Source organism: Desulfocastanea catecholica, assembly GCF_054657295.1.
The window spans coordinates 48,762-72,359 of the sequence record NZ_BAAHYZ010000011.1 but is presented as its reverse complement, the minus strand read 5'-3'; the positions used below and the strand labels follow the sequence as shown (position 1 = coordinate 72,359).

Annotated in this window: 19 protein-coding genes and 1 tRNA gene; all 20 read right to left on the bottom strand. The window is 53.0% G+C overall.

What is annotated here, in order from left to right:
* Positions 1 to 123: 123 nt before the first annotated feature.
* The gene (locus ACYQ8U_RS11730; RefSeq protein ID WP_459945734.1) at positions 124 to 831 is read right to left on the bottom strand and encodes a M48 family metallopeptidase; all 708 of its coding nucleotides are present in this window, start codon (positions 829 to 831) and stop codon (positions 124 to 126) included.
* Positions 812 to 4,342: a type I restriction endonuclease subunit R gene (locus ACYQ8U_RS11725; RefSeq protein ID WP_459945733.1), complete on the bottom strand. Its 3,531-nt coding sequence runs from the start codon at positions 4,340 to 4,342 to the stop codon at positions 812 to 814. Before ACYQ8U_RS11725 ends, ACYQ8U_RS11730 begins: the two co-directional genes overlap by 20 nt.
* A 1-nt stretch (position 4,343) precedes the next feature.
* Entirely contained in the window at positions 4,344 to 5,654 is a 1,311-nt protein-coding gene (locus tag ACYQ8U_RS11720) for a restriction endonuclease subunit S (RefSeq protein ID WP_459945732.1), read from the bottom strand.
* A complete protein-coding gene (locus tag ACYQ8U_RS11715) occupies positions 5,647 to 8,178 on the bottom strand; it encodes a type I restriction-modification system subunit M (protein ID WP_459945731.1) in 2,532 nt (843 codons plus the stop codon). The genes ACYQ8U_RS11720 and ACYQ8U_RS11715 overlap by 8 nt, the downstream gene beginning before the upstream one ends.
* 17 nt (positions 8,179 to 8,195) lie before the next feature.
* On the bottom strand, positions 8,196 to 10,295 hold the full coding sequence (locus ACYQ8U_RS11710; protein WP_459945730.1) for a GmrSD restriction endonuclease domain-containing protein: 2,100 nt from the start codon (positions 10,293 to 10,295) through the stop codon (positions 8,196 to 8,198).
* 437 nt (positions 10,296 to 10,732) lie between these two features.
* A tRNA-Leu gene (locus tag ACYQ8U_RS11705) sits at positions 10,733 to 10,819 on the bottom strand.
* A 63-nt stretch (positions 10,820 to 10,882) separates the two neighbouring features.
* Positions 10,883 to 11,422, bottom strand: a complete 540-nt coding sequence (gene pgsA / locus ACYQ8U_RS11700; RefSeq protein WP_459945729.1) for a CDP-diacylglycerol--glycerol-3-phosphate 3-phosphatidyltransferase — start codon at positions 11,420 to 11,422, stop codon at positions 10,883 to 10,885.
* A 30-nt stretch (positions 11,423 to 11,452) separates the two neighbouring features.
* Positions 11,453 to 12,178 carry a lytic transglycosylase domain-containing protein gene (locus ACYQ8U_RS11695; protein ID WP_459945728.1) on the bottom strand — a complete coding sequence of 242 codons (726 nt, stop codon included), beginning with the start codon at positions 12,176 to 12,178 and terminating at the stop codon, positions 11,453 to 11,455.
* A complete protein-coding gene (gene fsa, locus ACYQ8U_RS11690) occupies positions 12,179 to 12,823 on the bottom strand; it encodes a fructose-6-phosphate aldolase (protein WP_459945727.1) in 645 nt (214 codons plus the stop codon). It abuts the gene before it with no gap.
* Entirely contained in the window at positions 12,820 to 13,095 is a 276-nt protein-coding gene (locus tag ACYQ8U_RS11685; RefSeq protein ID WP_459945726.1) for a YHS domain-containing protein, read from the bottom strand. Before ACYQ8U_RS11685 ends, fsa begins: the two co-directional genes overlap by 4 nt.
* An 87-nt stretch (positions 13,096 to 13,182) precedes the next feature.
* Positions 13,183 to 13,707 carry a 2-amino-4-hydroxy-6-hydroxymethyldihydropteridine diphosphokinase gene (gene folK, locus ACYQ8U_RS11680; RefSeq protein WP_459945725.1) on the bottom strand — a complete coding sequence of 175 codons (525 nt, stop codon included), beginning with the start codon at positions 13,705 to 13,707 and terminating at the stop codon, positions 13,183 to 13,185.
* A 2-nt stretch (positions 13,708 to 13,709) separates the two neighbouring features.
* On the bottom strand, positions 13,710 to 14,519 hold the full coding sequence (dapB, locus tag ACYQ8U_RS11675; RefSeq protein ID WP_459945724.1) for a 4-hydroxy-tetrahydrodipicolinate reductase: 810 nt from the start codon (positions 14,517 to 14,519) through the stop codon (positions 13,710 to 13,712).
* A gap of 24 nt (positions 14,520 to 14,543) precedes the next feature.
* Entirely contained in the window at positions 14,544 to 15,425 is an 882-nt protein-coding gene (dapA, locus tag ACYQ8U_RS11670; protein ID WP_459945723.1) for a 4-hydroxy-tetrahydrodipicolinate synthase, read from the bottom strand.
* 49 nt (positions 15,426 to 15,474) lie between these two features.
* Positions 15,475 to 16,317 carry a diaminopimelate epimerase gene (dapF, locus tag ACYQ8U_RS11665; protein WP_459945722.1) on the bottom strand — a complete coding sequence of 281 codons (843 nt, stop codon included), beginning with the start codon at positions 16,315 to 16,317 and terminating at the stop codon, positions 15,475 to 15,477.
* 149 nt (positions 16,318 to 16,466) lie between these two features.
* On the bottom strand, positions 16,467 to 17,528 hold the full coding sequence (locus ACYQ8U_RS11660; protein ID WP_459945721.1) for a fibronectin type III domain-containing protein: 1,062 nt from the start codon (positions 17,526 to 17,528) through the stop codon (positions 16,467 to 16,469).
* On the bottom strand, positions 17,528 to 18,931 hold the full coding sequence (gene argH / locus ACYQ8U_RS11655) for an argininosuccinate lyase (protein ID WP_459945720.1): 1,404 nt from the start codon (positions 18,929 to 18,931) through the stop codon (positions 17,528 to 17,530). Before argH ends, ACYQ8U_RS11660 begins: the two co-directional genes overlap by 1 nt.
* A 41-nt stretch (positions 18,932 to 18,972) precedes the next feature.
* Positions 18,973 to 20,178: an argininosuccinate synthase gene (locus ACYQ8U_RS11650; RefSeq protein ID WP_459945719.1), complete on the bottom strand. Its 1,206-nt coding sequence runs from the start codon at positions 20,176 to 20,178 to the stop codon at positions 18,973 to 18,975.
* A 46-nt stretch (positions 20,179 to 20,224) separates the two neighbouring features.
* Complete coding sequence (gene argF, locus ACYQ8U_RS11645; protein WP_459945718.1) at positions 20,225 to 21,136, bottom strand: ornithine carbamoyltransferase; 912 nt, start codon at positions 21,134 to 21,136, stop codon at positions 20,225 to 20,227.
* Between the two features lie 193 nt (positions 21,137 to 21,329).
* Positions 21,330 to 22,526 carry an aspartate aminotransferase family protein gene (locus tag ACYQ8U_RS11640; RefSeq protein WP_459945717.1) on the bottom strand — a complete coding sequence of 399 codons (1,197 nt, stop codon included), beginning with the start codon at positions 22,524 to 22,526 and terminating at the stop codon, positions 21,330 to 21,332.
* Positions 22,526 to 23,428, bottom strand: a complete 903-nt coding sequence (gene argB / locus ACYQ8U_RS11635) for an acetylglutamate kinase (RefSeq protein WP_459945716.1) — start codon at positions 23,426 to 23,428, stop codon at positions 22,526 to 22,528. Before argB ends, ACYQ8U_RS11640 begins: the two co-directional genes overlap by 1 nt.
* Positions 23,429 to 23,598: the final 170 nt, after the last annotated feature.

The window sequence follows — 23,598 nt, the reverse complement described above, 5'->3', positions numbered from 1 at the left end:
AACAATAGTTCCCCATGAGGGAACCATTGTGTATTTATTCCAGATGGTCGGCCCGCTGCAGAATCCGTTCAGCGGCTGTGTGGCCGTGAATGGCGAAATGCAGCTTGTTCTGCGTACCTTGCTTTATAATCCATACTGATCCCCATTCCGCCGTAGCCACTCTTCATGACTTTCATATTCCGGAGCAGCCCGTCGCAAGCGCTCGTAAAACGCCGGGCTGTGGTTATGTTCATGCAGGTGTACCAGTTCATGAAGGATTAGATAATCGATTCGTTCCGGTGGCAGGAGAATCAACCGCCAGTGAAAGAGGATTTTCCCTTTTTCGGTGCATGATCCCCAGCGGAAACCAAGATCGCGGATTTCAATCGATTCCGGCACTACACCTACCCGATCCTGCAACAGTTGCACACGTTGAGGAACCCAGTCCTCAGCACGCTTGGTATACCAGTTGATAAAAACTTCTCGGCCCCGCAAGACCAAAAGGCGGGGCATCAAAAACCGACTGCCTTGAAACCTTAAGTGATTACCATTTCTGACGGACCGGATATCATCGATAAGCTTCAAACGATACTTCCGGCCCCGATAATAAAAGCCTTCCCCTGAGACGAATTCCTTTACCGGCAGCTGATGCAGTTCCTCTTCCTTCCGGCCAAGCTGCTGGTAAATCCAGATCAGTTTTCCCTGAATCATTGTCTCCAGCTTCGCCAAGCTCGCGCTTTCCGGGGCATAGAGGAGAACATGACCATCTCGGTCGACACTCAGCTCCACCGTTTTGCGCAGGGCACTGCGTCTTACCTCGACAGCAAAATCCTTAATCGCGATTTTTTCCATTGCCCCACACCAACAGCCGATGAAGATTTCTTGCCTGTTCGACAACTCTTGTCGCCAATTCCGCCAGTTTATTTCTGGCAATCTTACCGCTTCGTAATAGTGACCTGTACACTGATTTTTCCAAAGACCGACGACTATGCTCATCCCGCCAGAAGTCGACCAGGCGGATTTTTTCTCTTATTTCATCGACTGTCGCTACAGTTAAATCGATAACTTCTTTGAAAGCCGGATCATCACTTTTCAGCTCAGCCCCGCTCTCCTTTTCAATTGCGTCTTTCAAGGTCCCAAAGAATGGCGCATGCAATCGTGGATCAAGCCCAGGAACCGTCTGCTTTCCACTACGAGCCAGCTCTTCCTTGATAAACTTCCTCAACGCTTCTTCAAGGGCGTTCCAATTATCCTTAAACTGTTTGATGATAGCCTCAAGCCTTTCACTCAGCTTCCGGTAATGGCTGGGATCTTCATCAAAGCGCAGCCGAATTTGATGGCGTAGGGCGTGCTTCATCTCCGACGCTCTAGCTCGAGCGTTTTTCTTCCGTTTCACCTGATCAAGGAAGTTTATATCAGTGATCGCCACCGGCGCTATCCGCGGATCTATTCCCTGTGCCGAAACGTACTGATCGATCAGCCGCTTCATGCGACGGTCAACCCCCTCCAGGTTGAGTTGGTTGTCGCGGTAGAGATTGGCCGCGACCTTGGCTATAAACCCAAGTATCTTGGCATCCCGAACAAAAGGCATGGCTTCAGGTCTCGGCATGACGATGGCGAGACTGGCAAAAAAGGCCCCAACCCGGTTGAGAAATTCCGCCCGAATTTTCTCATCTTCGAGCAGGTCGACACAAGGGTCAATCGGCATCAGCTCGGGAATTCCTCGGGAACGAAATACCTCAAGAGCCTTAAGATGTCGGTCTTGCAACCTGGGTATTTCATCACGTACCCCATCTATTCCCGTTGGCGGCCGAGGACCTCCTTGGCCGCCCTCTTCCGATTCGGTTAAGGCAGTCCGCAATTCCCTGGCGATTCCGATATAATCGATAACATAACCACATTCTTTGCCGAGACGTTTCCGGTTGACCCGGGCAATGGCCTGGAGAAGATCGTGTTCAACAATGCGCCGATCAAGATAAAGAGCCTGCTCGACCGGCGCATCAAAGCCGGTCAGCAGCATCCGCATGACACAAAGGATTGCCAGATTGCTCGATTTGCTGCTGTCCTTATGGTCGAAAGGCTTTTTGAAGTTGGCGATATAATTTTCTATTTTGCCGGAATCCGTCCATTTGTCCCAGTCAGCACTTTGGTTATGCCGTTTGGAAATGATGGCGGCAAACTCCAAATCCTTTACTTTCTGCAGATCGTTATATGCCGCGACCAGAGTTCGTTCATCCTCTGGCCGCAGCAACAATTCTTCGTCTGGAAGGCTTAGCAAGGCGGGGTCAATGGCTTTTGCCTTTCTCACCAACCCGTCACGGGCATCGCATAACGCTTGTTGATAGAGCACCACCGCCTCCTGGCTGGCGGCGACCACCTGAGCTTTGCAGCTACCGGGCAGGATGTTCCGCACATAATGGTGCAGAATATCCCTCGCCTTGACGGCAATGAGTTTCGGGGCCTCCATCACCTTTCGTTCGGTGGCGAACTTCTGCATGATGATCTGCTGCTCAGGGGCGGTAAATTCGGCAAACTTGAGCGGAACCTGCGCATCGAGCCGCGAACCATTCTCCACCAAACCGAGCGGCACCCTCCCCTCATAGAGGATTTTGACGGTTGCCTCATCTTCCTCAGCCTGCTTCATTGAATATTTGTCGATGAAATCGTCAAATATATTCAGCGTATTACCGCGGTCTCGTTTCATAATCGGCGTGCCGGTAAAGCCGATCTTGGCGGCATTTGGCAAAGCTCGCATTAGGTTGGCATGGAGCCCCAAGGTATGAGAACGGTGGCACTCATCAATAAGCAGCAAAATTTTTTCAGAAGGGTTTACCTCGGGATATTCAGCCTCGTTGCGGATAACCTGTCGCAATGTCTTTGTTCTGCCATTCTTCTTCTCACCCTGGTTACTCGTAAAACCAGGACCAATCGTCTCGGCAGCCTCAAGGTGGTAAGTGTCGGAAAATTCAGCATCGCCGTCGGTGGCTATGAGCCGTGGCGGCGGGACCGGCACTTCGTATTCGAGAACAATCGCCTCACCCTCTCGATCCTGGTTTTTCTGCACCATACAGAAGACCAGATCAGGCCCCTCCTCGCTGAGAATCCGTTTTACCCGGTCACTGCCTGATTCGCCCGGCCGCATATCATCTTTATCAGGCCTGACCCGTTCACCCGTCAGCTTGGCAGTCCCCTGCAGCTGTTGCTCAAGAGAGGTGCGATCGGTGACCACCACGACCTTAAAACCGCAGAGTTTCGGATGGGTGCGAAGTTTCCGCACCAACTGCACCATGGTAATGCTTTTTCCGGAACCTTGCGTATGCCAGATAATCCCGCCCCGTTCGTCCCGCTGCTTGTCAGAAGACATTCTGGTTTTTCCTTCCGCCAGGCGCAGCATTGCTTTCTGTACAGCTCGGTACTGTTGATAGCGCGGACAGAGTTTGATCAGCTTTCCTTCCTCGGTCTGGAAAAGAATAAAATGGCGGAGAATATCAAGCAGATGGGCCGGGCGTAGCATTCCGGCAACAAGCTTTTCCTGGCTGCGAAGTTTTGTCCCGACGCGGCCGATTTCGGCCAGTACCTCGGCTTCGGAAAAAGGAGCTGTATCCTTCCATTCCACATAATGCTTATAATCGGCGCCATAGGTGGCAATCCTCGCCGCATAATAGCAGGATGAGATCATCAGTTGGTTCCAATGGAAGAGATGCTCGACACCTTCCTCCAGTTCCACCTCTTCACGACTGTTGGCGTATCGCAGCAACTGGTTGATGCCTGATTCGATGGGTTTCCAGAACCCACCGTCATCGGTCTCGGCCAGACTAGGGCTTTTACATTCGATAATAACCAGCGGGATACCGTTAACAAAGAGGATCACATCGGGGATGACAAAACCTACCCGGCCAAGATAATCGATACGGAACTGGTTGATGGCAAGAAAGGAGTTGTTCTGCAGATTGTCCGGGGTAAAATCGATAAACTTGACCGTCACATTGCGGGAATGTGGTCCGTCGCCACCGGTAGCCCGCACCACCGACACCCCCTTGATCAGCTTCTCGGTCAGTTCCTGATTGCGGGCCAGCCCATCCGGCTTATCGGATCGTTCCAGCTCGCGTATGGCACGATCGATGGTGAGATCATCAAGATTTTCGGCAGTGTTGATTTTGACGATGGCTTTACGTAACGGCTCCAGCAACAACACGTCGCGGAAATTTTCCCGAAAGCTCTTTTGCGGATAGTCGAGATCCCCTTGGCAGTACTCCCAGCCCATGGCCGCCAGCTGTTGCAGGAGAGGCCGCTCCGCCGTGGTCCATTCATTGGGGGTTTCGCGTTCGGGGTCAGGATCGAGCTCGGGAATCGTCGCAATCATTTTACACCTTTTTGGTATCTGCAACCGCAGCTTTATCTGGCTGGAGATGTTGGGGAACTCGGATTGTGCCGGTAAGGAGATCGTGCATTAGGCCTTGTTTGACAAGGAGCAATTTCTCTTTAATAATTTCCTCATTGTTAAAACAATCCCTCCAAGCGTCTAGTAGATAAGCTATGAAACGTTGCTCATCTCTATTCTTCGGTATAGGAAAACAAGATCTTCCTATTTTATCTAATCCCAAATCAGGAACACCTATACTTTGTGTACCAATACCTAATTGCTCTTGAATAATATCACATTGGAAAACCCAGCAGACAAACCTTTCGTCAGCAAGCTTTGAATCTATTCTGATTTGAGCAAGGCTATGAAGAATACTAAATTCAGGCATCCATTTTTTAACTATCCTTACACGTCCCAGTCCAGCGCCAATTCTATGTAGAATAATATCACCTGCATGAATGTCTGTTTTCTTCCTATTGATCAGGTGGTCTTTCACTGAAATATATGGACAATTGTCAAAATCAATTCCATCTTCTCCGAAAAAATGGGTCGGTGAAACCATTGGTACTCCACTGTTTGTATAATGAGGGGTGGTATGATCTCTATCTGCAATTTTCAGGGTGATTGTTGACAATGGCAACGCATCCCATGCTTTTGGAATTCGGCCAAGCGGTGAAGCCTTAAACTGCTCGGGGTGGCGGTTGGGATCACGAAGTTCACCGTTTTCGTCGAGTCCGCAGGTAAGGAGGTCGTGGAGCATCCCCGCCTTCACCTGCCGAAGTTTGGCTATCACGGTTTCAGTTTGCCGGATGGCTTCGTCCATTGTGTCGAGAACTGTAGCGATGGCTTGTTGTTCACCACGGTTGAGACGTGTCACCAAAAATTTTGAAAAGAAATCCTTAGGAACACGTTTTTGGCCCGCTGAACCGGTCATTTGGACTTCTGCCGCTTGCCGTAGCTCTCTGAAGTTACAGAGGTGGAAGATAAAGCGAGGTGATGCTTCTTTTTCTGCTCGCAATACATGAAACTCAGTACTACCAAAACCGACACCATTTACCAGCCCTACAGCATGGGTACCTTTGCCATTTTCCATGCACGGAGTGATTTTCGCAAAAAGAATATCTCCTTCTTGAAAAGCGGTATAACCACTATTTATTGTGAATAGCTTCCTTGTCTGACGATGGCTCCAATCACCACCATCGCTGACATCCTGCATTGGAATAAAGGACACTTCGCAATCGGGTTTCAGTAAACGAGAGTTGAGCGATGGATTTACCTTTGCATAGGCGGTCAGAGGAATTTTCTCATACATACCCCAACTCCTTCAAAAATCCATCCAACCGCTCAGTTACCGCATCCCGCTCAACTTTGATATCCCGTAAACTCACCCCATACTTATTCCACAGGTTCTCCACCTCTGCCCGGACCTCCTGCCGATGCTCTTCGATATAACGACAAAGCACCCTTTCCAGTTCTTCGCGACTCAGTTCCAAAACAAGATTGCGACAATCTTCCGTGGACAGTTCCATCCGTTTTTTCTTCAGCACCTGCAACAGGGCATTACTCAAATCTTTGAGAGTTTTCTTCGCAGTTCGCAGCTCGGCAAGGATCTCTTTATAGGGAGCCAGTTTTTCTTCCAAGGTATCCTTTTCGGCAAGAAGGACCCTATCATCCTTATCGACTTTCAGTTGTTGCTTGACTTCCTTCAACTGAGCCTCAAGGACCTTGGCATAATTGCTGACATTTTCTTCTTCTCCCTCCTCCGAACTTTCTCCTTCCTCGTCTTCGCTCTGCTGTTCGAAAGTCTCTTTTTCTCCTTCCAGTCTGGCAATCTCCGCCCGGCAATCATCGATCTGTTGGAGATAATCGGGCAGCAGCTTGACCACCAGCTTATGCTCAAAGGGGTCGAACAATTCGGTTTTCTTGGTCTCGGTGTCTTCGATTACATCCTGAATCAAATCAATCCAGCCATCCACCAGTTCATCGAACCCCCTGGCACTTATGGTCTGCATCTCGTCCCGGACATCATCCCACCAGGTTGCCAGTACCCCAGTTACCTTAAAGCGGTCGAGGATACCCACCGGCAGGAGGCTGGTCTGAAATGACAGCAGATATTCTTCCCGAAGAACCATGGGATCCCTGGTTTCCGGCAGTGCCGCCAGGCGAAGGCAATGTTCAGCCCACCAGCTTTGGAAGGCCTGCAGCATCGCACTCCCCCGCGCCTTGATGCCTGGGTCGGTATCCACAGCCTGCCGCAAGCCGCCATTGCCGGCGGTCTTGGGAGCAAAATCATAATAGTTTTGCTCACGATCAATAAAGAGCCTCGTTACATCCAGTCCATGGCTCTCAAAGAGCGGTCGAAGGTTCTCCACTTCCTTCTTGGGTACTCCGCCCAGCAGGTGAGCCCGCACGTCCTGCGGTTCCGGTGGCGGTGAGTTGTCGGCATAGCGGCGGATATTGAGGTTATACTCCTCGGCGGCAATTTGCTCCTTGGTTACGACACTGGAATAACCGGAAATAGATTCAAAATTTTGAAAGGTTTGAACTATCTTCTCGGCATGTTCGGCCCGCAAATAATTCTGGGCCCGGCCTTCCTCGTAATCGCGATCGGCATTTATAAAAAGGATCTTGCCTTTGCGCTGGACCGGTTTGTCGCCCTCGCGACGCATGACCAGGATGCAGGCGGGAATACCGGTGCCGAAAAAGAGATTGGCACCTAGACCGATAATTGCTTCGATATGATCCTTTTCCACCAATTGCCTCCTGATCTCCAATTCGCCGCCACCCCGAAACAGGACTCCGTGGGGCATGACCGTGGCCATGATCCCACCCGGCCTGAGCGAGGCCAGCATATGCAGAGCAAAGAGAAAATCGGCCTTCTTTTTCTCCGGTGGGAAACCATAGGCCGAAAAACGTTCCTGGTGGCTGAGTTGTTTCTTTTCATAGGGCATGCTGAAAGGCGGATTGGAAAGTACCCGGTCAAAGCGCATCAGCTCACCGCTGTCCAGATGCTGGGGGGCGGTAAGGGTATCGTCGTTTTCGATAAAGGCCCGCTCGAAAACCCCGTGCAGGATGAGGTTCATCTTGCAGATGGCCCAGGCCGAACCCTCGTTATCTTGGCCATAAAGTGAAAGATCGTCCGTATTACCCCCATGTTCGCCGACATGCTGTCGAGCATAGATGAGCATACCGCCGGAGCCACAACAGGGATCGTAAATACGCTGACCTTCTTTGGGATCTACCAGTCGGACCATAAGACTGACCACATCGCGCGGAGTGTAAAACTCGCCGCCCTTTTTCCCGGCCGATTCGGCAAACATATAAACGAGATATTCATAGGCCGAACCGAGCAAATCGCGATGCTCGAAATCCTCGTTGCGCATCCGGTGCTTGCGGAAGTGGGTGATGAGCTGCCGTAGTTTAGCGTCGGCAATCGGTTTTTTGCCGATAAGACGGGTGAAATCGATCTGCTCCAAGACACCTGCCAACACTGAATTATTTTCAGAGATTGCACTGAGCGCTTTATTCAGGGTGTCACCGATATTGATGTGAGCAGTTTCGTCAATGGTGCGGAACCGTGCCTGAGGTGGAACAAAAAGTCCTTCATAGAGGTTATGATTCTCAGCCAGCCCCTCAGCATCTTGTTGGTTCGCCCCGGCTGCCATCTCTTCGCGAATAACTCTTTCCCGCTCCTCTTCGAACACATCCGAGCAGCGTTTCAGGAACAACATGCCGAAGATAAAATCCTTATATTGCGAAGCATCCATCTTGCCGCGCAGGATATCGGCAGCCGCATAGAGATGTCGTTTGAGTTTCGGCAGGGTTAGTCTGGCCATGTAATTCTTTTCCTTACTTATTGTTCCAGGGCCTGTGTACCATTGCCCATCTGTTTTTCAAAAGATTGTCGTACAAGACCAATCACATATGGCATCTCACCAATGGAGGATAGTGCGACCTCTACATCGCCGTTTCCCCACCGGCCCAGACCGGATACATCCTTGCATAGTCCACGTGGATCATCAATTTCGTGGAAGGAGATATTAAGGGAAAGCCGCAATCTTTTCGCTTGCGGCACTACGTCGACGAAATTGGTCTCGGCCTTGTAGGCAACGTAGAGTTTTAGAAACTCCTCGCTCACGCAGGGATCAAGGGCCAACACCTGTTTCCGGAATGCTTCAAACAGCTCACGGATGGGGCCAGTTGCAAGGTGGTGATGATCGTCGATAGTATAGCCGGAAACCACGGTGGATGGCTTATAGGCTGCAAGTGTGGCCTCGTCCAGCCGAGGCATGGCCCATACGGTTGCGGCCTTGTTGGCGAGTTTTGCTGCCCGGGCACAGATGGACTCTTCATTCCAGCTGTTGAGTGCCCCTAAGCCTTGATTGAGAAGTAGCGGACTCTGGGCAAAACCGCCCGACATGTCGCGTTTTTCGGCAAATGACCGATCACTGTATTCAGAGTTGTAACCGGACAGGGTCAGATTACCGAGTGTATGGAGCCAGGTTTCCTGCACCCTTTGCCATTCCGCGCCAAGATCGGCTTGCCACTGACCGGACAACTTGGGATTCTGAGGCAGGATATGTTCGATTGTGTACTGATCCACCGGCACCCGTTCCTTGCGGCCGTGGTTTTCCAGACGGCGCAACCAGTAACTGCGGCTGCGAAAATTATAGAGGTCCCTGGTTTTTAGATCCCTTTTGAATTCCTCATCTTTCGGAAACCGCCGGTAAGAAGGTAACAACAGAAAATGTGCCTGAATGCTCTCCAGATAGCGATCCTTCTTCAAGGCCCGTCCGAAGGTAGCAAAGGTCTTGTTCATCGAATTGGTTGGGATAGCGCATACCACTCTGCGAAACACATAACTTTCTACCAACCGTGCCGCTTGCAGTATCTCTTCTTTCGTCATTAATCCAGTTGAGTAATCATGATAGAGTTCCAGCAACAAAGGAAAGGAGACATCGACTTTCAATTCCCGGATATCGTGGAAGGCAATCTTGAGTTGCGGATCCTGCTCGCCGCCAAGCGCTATGGCGCAGTAGTATCCGGCAAAGGTATGAATATCCTTGACCATGGATTCGACATCGCCAGCCTTTGGAGAACGGGCGAATTGTTTAAATGCTTCATATACCTCACGTACTTTGGGGAGCACTCCGGTTTTCACCGTCAAATAATGACGCATGAAGCCATCAAAGTGTGCGGCATAAGCTTCCTGGCCAAAAAGAACTTCCATGGGGCGCCAGTGCAATTCATAGAGTTTGGTTTGCAACTGCGGCTCCAAGCCCATCAGAATAAAGTTGCGAATGAGATCTGCCTGGCTCAACTCCCGCCCGGTTGAGTTAAGGCTTTCAAATATTAGCTGGGGATTATCCTGGTCTCGATTGAGTGAGATATCAACGATCACCAATTTGGCCAGCCCCTTGCAGAGAGAGATCAAATCATCCTGTATTCCCGAAATCCATTCCTGGAATAGTTTGAAGTTTTCCTCTATGCGCAACGAGAACTCTGCCGGTTTTGCCTGTTGGTCGAGCAGCGCCTTCAGAGATGCTTTGTCTGTCTGGGACAGGACCAGTTTATAGCGGGACTCACCATCCTCAAGTGGGTTAAGAAGGTAATAATTGCGAAGTTTTTTGGCGGAAAAGCCGCTAAGAGGTTCTTCCCCGCCAAGGGCACGGGCCAGTGCCTCAATAAGCAACATAATGGTGGTCAGGCGCTGCTGGCCGTCAATTACCAGTAGAGGTGTCTGGCTCATAACATGGTAGAGCCCTTTTTCCACATAGACTATTGAGCCGACAAAGTGGGCCGTTACCTCTTCGGCTCTACCCGTGCGAAGTATATCATCCCAAAGCTGGCGACATTCTGTCTCCGTCCAGCTATATGTCCGCTGATAAATCGGGATAACAAACTGCGGCGACTTCTTTAAAAACTCCAACATCTTCGCTTCAGATGCTTTCATACTGTTGTTCCTCTGAAAGTCTGCTTATGATTCACCAAACAACTAGCCCAGTAGGGGAGTTAATATAAAAATCTTTTTTTATCAATAAGATAAATATATATCTGTACGCAAAAAACGAAGATCCCGATTGCCACTTTCATACAAACATTTGAGACTTGGTAAATGGCATCTTGCTAATACGCCACAATCGGCGGCATCAATAATTGAGCCGCAACCGCCTTAGACCCACACCTCATAAAACAATTTTTCGATAGGCGGAAACCTGAATGCAAGCTGATTTTGCAACGGATTCTCCAATTTCAACTGAAGAGTTACAATGTAGTGAAGAGGAAATGTAGGAAAAATAAGTGATACCTAGTGTAATAACCAAGGCATGGTGGCCAGAAACAACAAAGCTGTAATCCCCAATATATCTAGGAATTACAGCTTCTTGGCATTGGTGCCGGAGGTCGGAATCGAACCGACACGAAGTTGCCCTCGCTGGATTTTGAGTCCAGTGCGTCTACCAGTTTCACCACTCCGGCGTGAAGTTCGTTTATACCCCACTTTCTTGTTTTTCGTCAAGGTAAAAGCTTCTCAATCTCCGACTATCGTGTGGTTTCCAGGAAGACGGCGCGCAGGTTGGAGCAATAGACTGCCGCCGACCAGAGGGCGAGAAAGAGGGAAAGATAAATCAGCCCCCTGCCTATTTCATGCTGGTAGGGAACCGGCAGCACGTTTAACGGAAAGAGCAGAAAGCCAAGGCCGAAATACTGGAAGTTGCTTTTCATCTTGCCGACCGAGCCGGCGGAGACAACCTTGCCGGTGGTCGCGGCAAGTCCGCGCAGGCCGGTAACGATAATCTCCCGGCAGATGATCAGCAGGCTGACCCAGGCGGCAATTTTACCTAACGGGATGAGCACCTTGTCGGCCAGGGGATCCATCAGTTTGCCGAGGACCGTCTCAATATGGTAGCGTCTTGCCACCCAGCCATCGACAAAATCCGTCAAGGCGGCAACGGTGAAGACGATAAAGCTGCCCAGTTCCACCGTCACTGTCTGTTGCAGGCAGAACAGCACGATCAGCACCGGAATAAGGGCGAATCTGAAACCTGTTAATATATTAGGCAGATTGGAAAGTTGATTCATCAATGCCTCAAATCCTCTGCAAACAACAGGTTACCATGTCGCCTGGTATATCTTGTAGCGTTTGAGAACCTTGTTTATATAGCTCAGGGTCTCCGGAATTCTCGGCACCCCGCCGGTGCGCGTGACCAGCCCCGGACCGGCATTATACGCCGCCAGGGAAAGGATCAGATCGTTGTTGAAGCTATCGAGCAGGTAGCGGAAATAGCGGGTTCCCCCATCTATGTTCTCATGGGGATCAAAGGGGTTGGAGACCTGGAGATCTTTCGCCGTATCCGGCATGAGCTGCATCAGACCCTGGGCGCCGGCCCGCGAAACCGCTTGATAGTCAAAATAAGATTCGGTGTGGATTATTGCCTTGATCAGCGAAGGATCGACGTTATACATGGCACCAACCCTGCGTATCTCCCGGTCATATCTGACGGTATTGTCTCCATATCGGTAATCAGTGGAAATGCCGGGAAAGCTGCCGCCCCCGCCGACCTCGAGGATAAATGTTTTGCAGTCCGAGCCATTCGGCACATTGGTAAAGTTCAGCGTCCCCGATCGATCGCGGCAGAGATACATTATTTCCGCCTGCAGGGTGCGACTGTCGACAAGAAGGAACAGTATCGCCAGAAGAACTGCGATAAAGAGCAGCAGAGAGCCTTGATAGCACCGGACACGGAGGAAGCTGGCGCCCCGTTCGTGTCCGGCTGAATACTCCCTGCCGAAGGATCGGCCTTCACGTATGAAGGTATCGTTCCTGGTTGCAGCCATCTATTTGGTGCGTTTTTCCCAATCGGCAAGGAATTGTTCCATGCCGATATCGGTCAGTGGATGCTTGGCCAGCTGGGTGATCACCTTCAAGGGAATGGTGGCGATATCCGCCCCGATAAGTGCGGCATCCATGACGTGCTGCGTATTTCTCACACTGGCGACGATTATCTCGCTCTGATAGCCGTAGTTGTCATAAACCGTGGCGATATCACTGATCAAATCCATACTGGGGGTGCCGATATCGTCAAGCCGCCCGACAAAGGGGCTGACAAAAGAGGCGCCCGCCTTGGCGGCCAGAAGTGCCTGGGCCGAGGAAAAGACCAGCGTGACGTTGGTTTTGATGCCTTCGGCGGTAAGTTTTTTCACCGCTTTCAGTCCTTCGATAATCATCGGGATCTTGATGACGATATTGTCGGCGATCTTGGCCAGCTCTTTGGCCTCGGCGAGCATCCCGACAGCATCGAGGCTGACCACTTCGGCACTCACCGGGCCATCGACCAGTTTACAGATCTGGGTAATAATCTCTTCAAACGGCATGTTCTCCCTGGCGATAAGCGAAGGATTGGTGGTTACGCCGTCAACCATGCCCATCTCGAGGCCTGTTTTGATTTCTTCGAGATTGGCTGTATCGATAAAAAACTTCATTTACTTTCTCCTTGTGTGGTTCTAAATGTATTGCAGCATTCCTTGCTGCAAAAATAATATGTTATTCCTTGATGTTCATACTGCACCGCCTGTTGCCGCGGGACCAGTTTTTTACAGACCGGATCTTCTTCCAGAATATCGCTGGCCGGCATCTCCCTGGGTGGTTTTTTCGGCCGGCTGCGATCAACCGATGGCTTTGTCCGGCCCGCCGTTATCAGCCGAAAGGCGATATACAGCAGGATCGCGATGATGATTATGCGTAGCGGACTCAAAATACTTTCTCGCTTCTGTCTCGTGGTAATTGCTTCTGCCATCGCTCAATCAAGCATGTCATTTTTCTGCTGATTTTGCAAGGGCGGCTATGCACTCCATGCGCCGCGAATGATTTCCTGTACATTGTTTTTGTTGGTGGCCATATAATCAAGCAGACGGCTTTTTTTTTCGGCGATGCTTTCCCCACCAGGACTGACGCGAAAATCCGGCTCAAGCTCGGCAAAAGGCGCCAGGACAAAGAGGCGGTCACCGATGCGTGGATGGGGCAGGATCAGCTCAGGACTATCCATGACCACATCGCCGTAGGCGAGCAGGTCGAGATCCAGACTGCGATCCTGATAGCCGACGGTTTTCTCGCTTCTCTTTCGACCAAAGGAAGCCTCGACGGCCAGCAGGACCTGGAGCAGCGCGACAGGCGACAGCGACACCTGCAGGCGGCCGACCGCATTGGTAAACCAGTGCTGACTGGTCATATCGACCGGCGCGGTCAGGTAGGGGCTGGACAGTCCGTCCAGGACAATGCCGTCGACCTCGCCCAGAGCCTGCCAGGCTCCCTGCAGAAGCGCCTTGCCGTCACCGAGATTGGAGCCCATGCCGATAAAGGCTTTCAAGATCAGAGATCCTGCAGTCCGAGAACATCGAACATGGAATAGACGCCGCATTCCTTGTCGACGATCCAGGCCGCGGCGGTGGTTGCGCCCTTGGCAAAATGATCGCGGCTGTGCGCCCGGTGCACCAGCTCTATGCGCTCTCCCGGACCGGCAAAATAGACGGTGTGCTCGCCGACGATATCGGCGGCCCTGATGGTCTGGATACCGATCTCCTTTGGTTTGCGCTCGCCGATTATGCCGCTGCGCTCAAGGACCAGCACGTCATCGAGGTTACGATTGACCCCCTCGGCGGCCATTTCCGCAAGCTTGAGTGCCGTGCCGCTCGGGGCGTCCTTCTTTTTATTATGATGCGCCTCGATGATCTCGATATCGTAATCGTCACCAAGAATTGCCGCGGTCTTTTTCACCAGCTTGAAGAGGACATTGACGCAGATGGACATATTCGGAGCCTGGACACAGGGGAAGTTTTTCGCCAGCTCGCGCAGCTCGGCCAGGTTCTCGGCGGAAAGCCCGGTGGTGCCGATAACCATGGCTTTTTTATGCTTCGCCGCCGTCCGGGCAAATTCCATGGTCGCCTTATGGAAGGTGAAATCGATGATGACGTCGCCCTGGTCGATGACCGACTCGAGCCCCTCGCCGATGATCACGCCATTCTCCACGCCAAGCGACAACAAGCCGGCATCCTTACCGATGGCCGGGTTCCCCGGCGCCTCGAAGGCGGCGGCAAATTCCAGGCGCGGGTGGCCGCTGACCATATACGCGACGCGCTGCCCCATCCTGCCGGCTGCACCGGCGATTATTACCTTTATCATGTCCACTCCTTGGTTACTCTGAACCTAAATAAGGGAAAGTGCGGCCAAGGCTGCCTTCAGTTTTTCCAGGCTCGCCGTATCGATAGGCGCCAGCGGCAAACGAGGCAGGCCGCTTTTTATCTTGCCCATCAACTCCGCCGCCTTTTTGGCCGGAACCGGATTGGGATTGCAGAACATCAGCTTCATCAGGTCGTACATCCGGTAATGCAGGGCATTGGCCTTTACCAGATCCCCGGCCAGCGCCGCCTCCATCATCTCGGCCATGCCTTGCGGATAGACGTTGGAGATGACCGAGATGACCCCTGCCCCGCCAATGAGAGCGGTCGGCATGGCGGTAAAATCATCACCGGACAGAACGATAAAGTCGTCGGGACACTTACGGATGACATCGGTGCACTGCTCCAGGCTGCCGGTCGCTTCCTTAATGCCGATGATATTATCGACATCCGCCAACCGGGCGACGGTTTCCGGCAACATATTGACCACCGTTCTCCCCGGCACATTGTAGAGAAACATCGGGATATCAACTTTCTCGGCAATCTCCCTGAAATGCAGGTACATGCCTTCCTGATTCGGCTTGTTGTAATAGGGCACCACCGACAAGACCGCGTCGGCCCCGCTATCCTTGGCGCTTTCGGTCAGTTCGATGGCCTCGAGGGTATTGTTGCCGCCGGTCCCGGCAACGACCGGAACGCGACCGTTAACCGTTTTCACGGTGAGGTCGATAACCCTTTTGTGTTCGGCAAAGCTGATGGTGGCTGATTCGCCGGTCGTGCCGCAGGGCACGATGCCGTGTGTCCCCTTGTCGATCTGAAACTCAATAAGATCGATCAGTCCCTGTTCATCCAATTCGTTGTCAATAAACGGGGTAATAATTGCAACAAGCGCTCCATGAAATTTTTCCATGATTCCTCCTGGTTAGTGTCTCTCTACTTTTGTTCAACTGCACGATCGATCAGAGCAGCGCTTCAGCGGTCAGGTTTCCTGTACAAATCAGCCTGGTCGGACCCTGCAGAAAGATGTTCTCTGCCACCGGCCCATCATGTAAATCAAAAAATATCGTTAACACATCTCCGCCGGAGGTAACCACCTCGACAGGAGAATCCATACCCTTGAGCAAGGAGGCGAAGAGGGCTGCGGCGACGGCGCCGGTACCGCAGGCCATGGTCTCGGCCTCGACACCACGTTCATAGGTCCGCACCTTGAGCCTGCCGTCGGGTAACAGTTTGACGAAATTGGCGTTGGCACCTTTTGGTTCAAAGATCTGGTGAAAACGCACCTTGCGCCCCCATGTTTTTACCGGAACATCGTCTTCCTGGACAAAAATGACCGCATGGGGCACGCCGGTATTGACATAGGCGACCGGGCGTTCTTCATCGCCTATCTGCAGGGAAATATCGAGGCGAAAGTCAAAGGGCTTGGTCATCTTCACCCGGACGACGTCTTCCTCCTCCGGGCTTATCTCCGCCTCGACTATGCCGGCCAGCGTGGCAATGGTCATCTTCCGGCCGGCGATCTTATGCCGGTAGGCAAAACGCGCCGCACATCGTGAACCATTGCCGCACATTTCGGCAACCGAACCGTCGGCGTTATAAAAATTCCAGGCAAAATCAGCAAGTGCCGATTTTTCGATGAGAATAAGTCCGTCGGCGCCGACAGAAAACATTCGTCGGCAGATTTTACGGGCAAACTCTGCCTGTTCGGCAAGCGGGATGTCTGCTGTCCGGTTGTCAATGATGACGAAATCATTGCCGGTACCACTCATCTTTTCAAAGGCGATGGGAAAGGTTATTGCCATCACTCACGCTCCTTCTATTTTTCTCGGCACCTCACGACGGTGCATTATTTTCAGCCGGTCAAACGATTTCTACCTGAACGACAGAACCCTCCAACCGCTTCCATGACAGTTAGAGGGCATCTTTTCACGCCACAATCGATGTGCTGCGGTTAGTACCTGCTTGTCGCTTCTTTTGATTTTCTGCTCTCGTTTGGCGGTGTTGCCTGGTCGATGGCAGTGACTGCATAATAGTAGCGGACATTTTCGTCAGCACCGGCATCAGTAAAAAGGGCATACTCCGGTGCTACCTCACCAACCTGTGCAAAACTGCCGCTGTCGGCGGCGCGGCGATAGACCCTGTACCCGCCGATATCGGCGGCATCGTTTTTATCCCAGTAAATCTTCATGCCGACCCCGGTCCACACGACCGTGACTCCTGTCGGAACAGCCGGCGGAGTCAGGTCGATCGGCATTGCCGCCATCTCTTCACTGATGCCACCGCTGACTAATTCATCCTGCAAGACCATCATACTCTGGATGGTATAAAAATACTTTACGCCATTTTGCACATCACCATCAACATACTCCGTTGCCGTTATCGGCTCGCCGAGTGCCTTGAAATCCTGCCCCCCGACCTTGCGCAGCACCTGGTATTTCATGACCATGTCAACGGTACTGCCGTCTTTAAAGGTGGTTACCGGCTGCCACTGCAGCGCCACCTGTCGATCGCCAGGCGTTGCCGTCAGCCCGGCCGGGGCAGCGGTCGGCTGAAACCAGACAAAGGTGACGATATTGGAGTCGGCGCTGTCCGCCCACCAGCTGGTGCGCGAACGGACCTTGTAAAAGTATTTATGTCCGGAACGGAGCAGCGACGATTCGTAAACACCCTTTCTTCGCATCGTGCCGTCATAGGTGACACCGCCAGCCAATTCGATCGGCTCACCAAACGGCACGGGACAGCTGCGGCAATAGTCATCGAGCGGTATTTCCGCCCAGTACAGTTCAAAGGTGGAAATATCCTCGAGCACCGCACCTTGAATGGTTTTCACCGGATACGACCAGGTAAGCTGCACGCCTTTTTCGTCCGTCGTAGAGCGCAGGTCGTTAATTGCCACAGGTACCACGCTTTGCGGCGGTATCGGTGCATTCTTATAGCCGCATCCACTGAAAAAAAGCAGCGACAGGCCAAGAAGCAACAGGCCGGTGAGCCGCACCACAGAGCCGCCGTTCATCAGGCGATCCCCAGCCTTGTTTCAGCCGCGGCCACCGCTTCCTGCACTCGCTGCAGCGCGGTGCCGCCAGTGGATATGCGGCTGTTGACCGAACCTTCGACACTGAGTACTTCATAGACATCCTTGCCGATGACCGGAGAAAAACCGGCCAGCTCGGCCAGGGTCAGATCCGGCAGTTCACGGCCTTTTTCCAGACAGTAGGCAACAGCCCGGCCGACAATGCCGTGCGCCTCGCGGAATGGGACATTTTTCAAGACAAGATAATCGGCCAGATCGGTGGCGGTCATACATCCCGTCTGTGTCGCCTCGGCCATCCGCTCGGTGTTAAAACGTAGATTTTCAAGCAGTTCGGCCATAATCGCCAGAGACGCGGAAACGGTATCGACGGTATCGAAAACCGGCTCTTTATCTTCCTGGAGATCGCGGTTATAGGTCAACGGCAACCCCTTCACCAGGGTGATAAGGGTCATCAGACTGCCGACCACCCGGCCGCTCTTGCCGCGGATCAATTCAGGAATGTCCGGATTTTTCTTCTGCGGCATGATCGACGAACCGGTACAGAATTTGTCGGAGATGTCGACAAAGTTAAACTCCTGCGTCGACCAGAGTACCAGCTCTTCCGACAACCGCGACAGATGGAGCTGGATCATCGTGCAGTCGCTGGTAAACTCGATGGCATAGTCACGGTCGCCGGAGGTGTCCATGGAATTGGCGGTTACCCCATCAAAACCAAGGGCCGTGGCGACCTGTTCGCGGTCAATCGGCAGACCGGTTCCGGCCATGGCCGCGCAGCCGAGCGGCGAGAGATTGAGCCGCTTGCGACAATCGACCATCCGCTCCCGATCCCGGCTGAACATCTCGTAATAGGCGAGCAGATGATGGGCTATCTGTACCGGCTGCGCCCGCTGCATATGGGTATAGCCCGGCATGACGTGGCCGATATATTTCCTGGCCAGCATGACAAAGGCCCTGCGGATGGTGTCGAGCAGGTCGATCAGCGAATCACACTGGTCGCGCAGATACATTTTGAAGTCGAGGGCCACCTGATCGTTTCTCGATCTGGCGCTGTGCAGCTTCGCCCCGGCCGGTCCAATGCGCTCGACCAGGGATTTTTCGATATTCATATGAATATCTTCCAGCTCACGCCTGAAGGTGAAGGTCCCCTGCTCGATCTCCTGCTCAATTGCCGTGAGACCGTCGGTTATTGCCGCCAGCTCTTCCCTGGTCAGGATGCCATGATCGGCAAGCATCGCCGCGTGGGCCTTGCTGCCGGCGATATCGTATTTATACAGCCGGGCGTCATAATGGATGGAGGCGCTGAAGGCCTCGACCGAGGCGGCGGTTCCTTCGCTGAAGCGCCCCCCCCACATCTTTGCCGATCCGCCCTGTTTTGTTTCAGTCATGGTTGCTTAACTCGCAAAAATTCGGATTTCAAGGCGGCGTCCTACTTATTACATCGCCCCTGCAATGCATTAATCTTCAGCCGCAGTCCATTGAGCCGGATGAAACCGGTGGCATCGCCCTGGTCGTAGACCTGGTCTTCCTCGAAAGTGGCAAAACTTTCCTGGTACAGCGACTGATCGGATTTGCGGCCAACGACAATGCAGTTACCCTTGTAGAGCTTCAACCGCACGGTGCCGTTCACCGTTTTCTGCGTGGCATCCACGGTCAGCTGCAGCAGCTCGCGCTCCGGCGAGAACCAGAATCCGTTATAGATCAGTTCGGCGTAGCGTGGCACCAGCGAATCCCTGATCTTCATGACTTCCCGATCAAGGGTAATGGTCTCCAGGGCACGATGGGCCTCACGCAGGATGGTGCCGCCGGGAGTCTCATAGACGCCATGGGATTTCATACCGACAAAACGGTTTTCCACCAGGTCGAGTCGACCGATGCCGTTGGCTGCACCCAGTTTGTTAAGCCTGGTAAACAGCGTCAGTGGCGCCACTTTCTCACCATTCAGCGCGACCGGATCGCCATTGGCAAATTCGATCTCCAAATAGGTGGCGACCTCCGGGGCCTTTTCCGGAGCGACGGTCCACTTGAACATATCCTCATCCGGTTCATTCCAGGGATCTTCCAGGATTCCGCCTTCATAGCTGATATGCAGCAGGTTTTCGTCACAGCTGTAGGGGTTTTTCTTGGTCACCGGCACCGGGATGTTACGCTCTTTGGCAAAATCCACCAATTTCTGACGGGAATTGAGATCCCAGGTTCTCCACGGGGCGATAATCTGCAGCTCCGGGGCAAGGCCGATATAGCCCAGCTCAAAACGGACCTGATCGTTGCCCTTGCCCGTCGCACCGTGGCTTACCGCATCGGCGCCCTCGGCCAGGGCAATGCGCACCTGTTCCTTGGCAATCAGCGGCCTGGCCAGCGAGGTACCCAGCAGATACGAGCCTTCGTAGATGGCATTGGCGTGAAAGGCCGGGAAAATATAGTCTTCGACAAATTCTTTTTTCAGATCGGAGACAATCACCTTCTTCGCACCGGTGGCCAGACCTTTTTTCTTGACGGCTTCCCAGTCTTCTTCCTGCCCGATATCAGCGGAATAAGCGATCACCGAGCATTGGTACTCCTCGGCCAGCCACTTCAAAATAACCGATGTATCGAGACCGCCGGAATAGGCGAGGACAATTTTCTTTACGCTCATGACACAACCTCAATATGTAAACACCGCAAGGTGTTCTTAGATGTAATTAACTTAATAGAATTTCCAGTATCGCCTTATGCAGATGCATTTTATTTTCCGCCTGGTCAAAGGCCACGCACTGCTTCGATTCGAGCACCTCGTCGGTTATTTCCTCGTCCCGATGTGCGGGCAGACAATGTAAGACGATGCACTCCGCCGGGGCCTTGGCCATTAACCCGCTGTTGAGCTGATAGTCGGAAAAAACCCGAAGCCGTTCTTCCTGCTCGCTTTCCATGCCCATGGAGGCCCAGACATCGACATTGATCACATCGGCGGTGCGCACTGCCTCCTGTGGGTCACGGACCAAATTGATCGGCTTGGTGGCAATCTTCCGGGCCGCGGCAAGAATGTCGCCATCCGGCTCATAACCCTCCGGGCAGGCCAGGGTCAGTTCAAAACCGATGACTGCCGCCGCCTGAATCCAGGAATTGGCCATGTTGTTGCCGTCACCGACCCAGGCAATATGCAAGGTTTCGAGAGGCCCCTTTTTTTCGATGACGGTCATCATGTCACTTAAGACCTGGCAGGGATGGTGCACATCAGTCAGAGCATTTATCACCGGAACCGTCGCGTAATCGGCGAGTTCCTCGACCACTTCCTGCCCAAAGGTTCTGACCACCATGCCGTCGACATAACGGGACATCACCCGAGACATATCCTTCAGCGGCTCAGATCTGGCCAGCTGGGTATCGCGGGCGGACAGAAAAATAACCTGCCCGCCGAGACCATACATCGCCGACTCAAAGGAGACGCGGGTCCTGGTGGAGGGTTTTTCGAAGATAAGACCGATGGTCTTGCCGTCCAGCTGGCGATGGATCTTGCCGGCTTTCTGTTCTTTTTTCAGTTCCATTGCCCGGTCGATAAAACCGATCAGCTCTGCTTTGGTAAATTCCTGTAATGACCTTAAATGCTTCGGCACCCTGTTCACCTCAAAACAAAAGGGGGGAAAATTTCCCGCCGGTTAGCTCCCCCATGCCTGCGTTCTTTATTCATATAGCGGGGAGAAAGGAGGTATCATTACATAAAAGAGGGGGGATTTGCAAAACATTTCCCCCTAAAAGCCGCAACAGCCGTCCTTTTTCTTGCTCCTCCGGTCCGGGAGGAGCAGACCGTCAAAACTCGGCCAGCACCTCGGCGAGTGTGGTCACCAGCAGGTCAATCTCCTCTTTGGTCACGATCAGCGGGGGGACAAATCTGAGAACCACGTTGCCGGCAAAGTTCATCAGGAAGCCGCGATCGAACATTTTATTGACAATCTCCGTACCATGAGCGACACCCTGTTCGGTGAGCACGGCGCCGACCAGCAGGCCCATGCCCCGTACGGAGCTGATCATGGCCGGGAACCGTTCAGCGAGTTTGCCCAGTTGCGCCTGGAAATACTCCCCCTTCTGTCGGACCCCTGCCAGAAAACCGTCCGCCAGCATGATCTTCAAGGTCGCCACCGCAGCCGCCGAAGCCACCGGATTGCCTCCGAAAGTCGAGGCGTGGGTACCGGGGACAAAGGCTTCGGCGATCTTCGCGGTGGTCAGCATGGCGCCGATCGGCAGGCCGCTGCCCAGCGCCTTGGCCATGGTCAGGATATCCGGCTCGATATTCAGCTGTTCATAGGCAAAGAGGGTGCCCGTCCGCCCCATGCCGGTCTGGATTTCGTCAAAGATCAGCAGCAGATGATGCTTTTCACAGAGCACTTTGATGCCCTGCAGGTATTCTTTGGCCAGCGGCCGCACCCCGCCCTCACCCTGCAGCGGTTCGCAGAGAATGGCGCAGGTGGAGCCATCGATCAGCTGTTCGAGGGCCTGCAGATCACCGAACGGCGCATGCAGGAAGCCTTCGGGAAGCGGCTCAAAGCCCTTATGAAACTTCAGCTGCCCGGTGGCCGCCACGGTGGCCAGGGTCCGGCCATGGAACGACCCGGACAGGCTGATGATCTTGTAGCGACCCTCGCCGGAATAAATGCGCGCCAGCTTGATCGCCGCCTCATTGGCCTCGGCGCCGCTGTTGCAGAGAAAGAGCTTTTCCCCGAAGGAATTATCGGTGATCATCTCGGCCAGCTCGATCTGCGGCTCGGTGTAATAGAGGTTGGACACATGCACCAGTTCGCCCGCCTGGCGACAGATGGCCTCGGTTATTTTCGGATGGGCATGGCCAAGGCCGCACACGGCGATACCAGCCATAAAATCGACATATTCCTTGCCGTCGGCATCGGTCAGTCGACAGCCGGAACCCTTGACCATGGCGGCGGGGTATCTAGCGTAGGTGCCGATGAATACCTTGTCACCTCGTTCTTGTAACTGTTTATTGCTCTTCATCAATAAATCTCCGTTCCCACACCTTGTTTAGTAAACATCTCCAGCAGGATTGCATGCTGCACCCGTCCGTCAACGATATAGGTCTTGGCCACCCCGCGCCGCAGCGCATCCTCGCAGCAGCGCACCTTGGGGATCATGCCGCCGACGATAGTCCCATCATCGATCAGCCCCTCCAGGTCCTGACGCGGCAGGGTGGTTATCAGGTGGCCGTTTTTATCCTTTACGCCGGCAACATCGGTCAACAGAATCAGCTTTTCCGCCGACAAGGCGCCGGCAATGGCCCCGGCAACCAGATCGGCATTGATATTAAAGGCCTGCCCGTCATCACCGACGCCCACCGGCGCGATGACCGGAATAAAATCCTGCTGGTAGAGGCTTTGCAGTACGCCGGTGTTGATCCTGGTCACCTGGCCGACCCGTCCCAGATCGATGAGCTCCGGCGGGGCATCCTGCTGAGGGACGTCACCTTTTTTACTGCTCACCCTCAGCTTTTCGGCACAGACCAGATCCCCGTCCCGCCCGGAAAGGCCAACCGCCTTGCCGCCGCAATGATTGATCAGACCGACAATCTCCTTATTGACCTTGCCGACGAGAACCATCTCCACCACATCCATGGTTTCCCCGTCGGTCACCCGCATCCCCTGCACATAACTGGGCTTGATACCCAGCCGTTCAAGCAGCTTGTTGATCTGGGGCCCCCCGCCGTGTACGATGACCGGATTAATACCGATCTGCTTGAGCAGGATGACATTCAGGGCAAACTGTTTTTTCAGGTGTTCATCAACCATGGCATGCCCGCCATATTTGATGACAATGGTTTTGTGCCTGAATTCCTGCATATAGGGGAGGGCTTCAAGAAGAACGTTCGCCTTTTCAATACTCTCCTCAACGGTTTTTACCATGGCATCATTTTCGATCTCCTGATCGATCCTTATATTGTTATATAAAATCAATTATCTAAGCCGCCGAACCACGTGAAATATAAGGGGCTATTGTAATTGCTCATATGAGGTAAGTAAAGCACTCTTTGTCCTGCTGCCCGCATACCATGACTTTACATTTTCCCGCCTTT

What these genes read in the sequence shown, in the direction of transcription:
- ACYQ8U_RS11660 (WP_459945721.1), bottom strand. Translation starts at nt 17,528, where the DNA reads ATGAACGGCGGCTCTGTGGTGCGGCTCACCGGCCTGTTGCTTCTTGGC.
- ACYQ8U_RS11720 (WP_459945732.1), bottom strand. Translation starts at nt 5,654, where the DNA reads ATGTATGAGAAAATTCCTCTGACCGCCTATGCAAAGGTAAATCCATCG.
- ACYQ8U_RS11715 (WP_459945731.1), bottom strand. Translation starts at nt 8,178, where the DNA reads ATGGCCAGACTAACCCTGCCGAAACTCAAACGACATCTCTATGCGGCT.
- argB (WP_459945716.1), bottom strand. Translation starts at nt 23,428, where the DNA reads ATGGTAAAAACCGTTGAGGAGAGTATTGAAAAGGCGAACGTTCTTCTT.
- dapB (WP_459945724.1), bottom strand. Translation starts at nt 14,519, where the DNA reads ATGATAAAGGTAATAATCGCCGGTGCAGCCGGCAGGATGGGGCAGCGC.
- ACYQ8U_RS11695 (WP_459945728.1), bottom strand. Translation starts at nt 12,178, where the DNA reads ATGGCTGCAACCAGGAACGATACCTTCATACGTGAAGGCCGATCCTTC.
- ACYQ8U_RS11710 (WP_459945730.1), bottom strand. Translation starts at nt 10,295, where the DNA reads ATGAAAGCATCTGAAGCGAAGATGTTGGAGTTTTTAAAGAAGTCGCCG.
- argH (WP_459945720.1), bottom strand. Translation starts at nt 18,931, where the DNA reads ATGACTGAAACAAAACAGGGCGGATCGGCAAAGATGTGGGGGGGGCGC.
- dapA (WP_459945723.1), bottom strand. Translation starts at nt 15,425, where the DNA reads ATGGAAAAATTTCATGGAGCGCTTGTTGCAATTATTACCCCGTTTATT.
- ACYQ8U_RS11730 (WP_459945734.1), bottom strand. Translation starts at nt 831, where the DNA reads ATGGAAAAAATCGCGATTAAGGATTTTGCTGTCGAGGTAAGACGCAGT.
- ACYQ8U_RS11650 (WP_459945719.1), bottom strand. Translation starts at nt 20,178, where the DNA reads ATGAGCGTAAAGAAAATTGTCCTCGCCTATTCCGGCGGTCTCGATACA.
- pgsA (WP_459945729.1), bottom strand. Translation starts at nt 11,422, where the DNA reads ATGAATCAACTTTCCAATCTGCCTAATATATTAACAGGTTTCAGATTC.
- dapF (WP_459945722.1), bottom strand. Translation starts at nt 16,317, where the DNA reads ATGGCAATAACCTTTCCCATCGCCTTTGAAAAGATGAGTGGTACCGGC.
- ACYQ8U_RS11640 (WP_459945717.1), bottom strand. Translation starts at nt 22,526, where the DNA reads ATGAAGAGCAATAAACAGTTACAAGAACGAGGTGACAAGGTATTCATC.
- fsa (WP_459945727.1), bottom strand. Translation starts at nt 12,823, where the DNA reads ATGAAGTTTTTTATCGATACAGCCAATCTCGAAGAAATCAAAACAGGC.
- ACYQ8U_RS11725 (WP_459945733.1), bottom strand. Translation starts at nt 4,342, where the DNA reads ATGATTGCGACGATTCCCGAGCTCGATCCTGACCCCGAACGCGAAACC.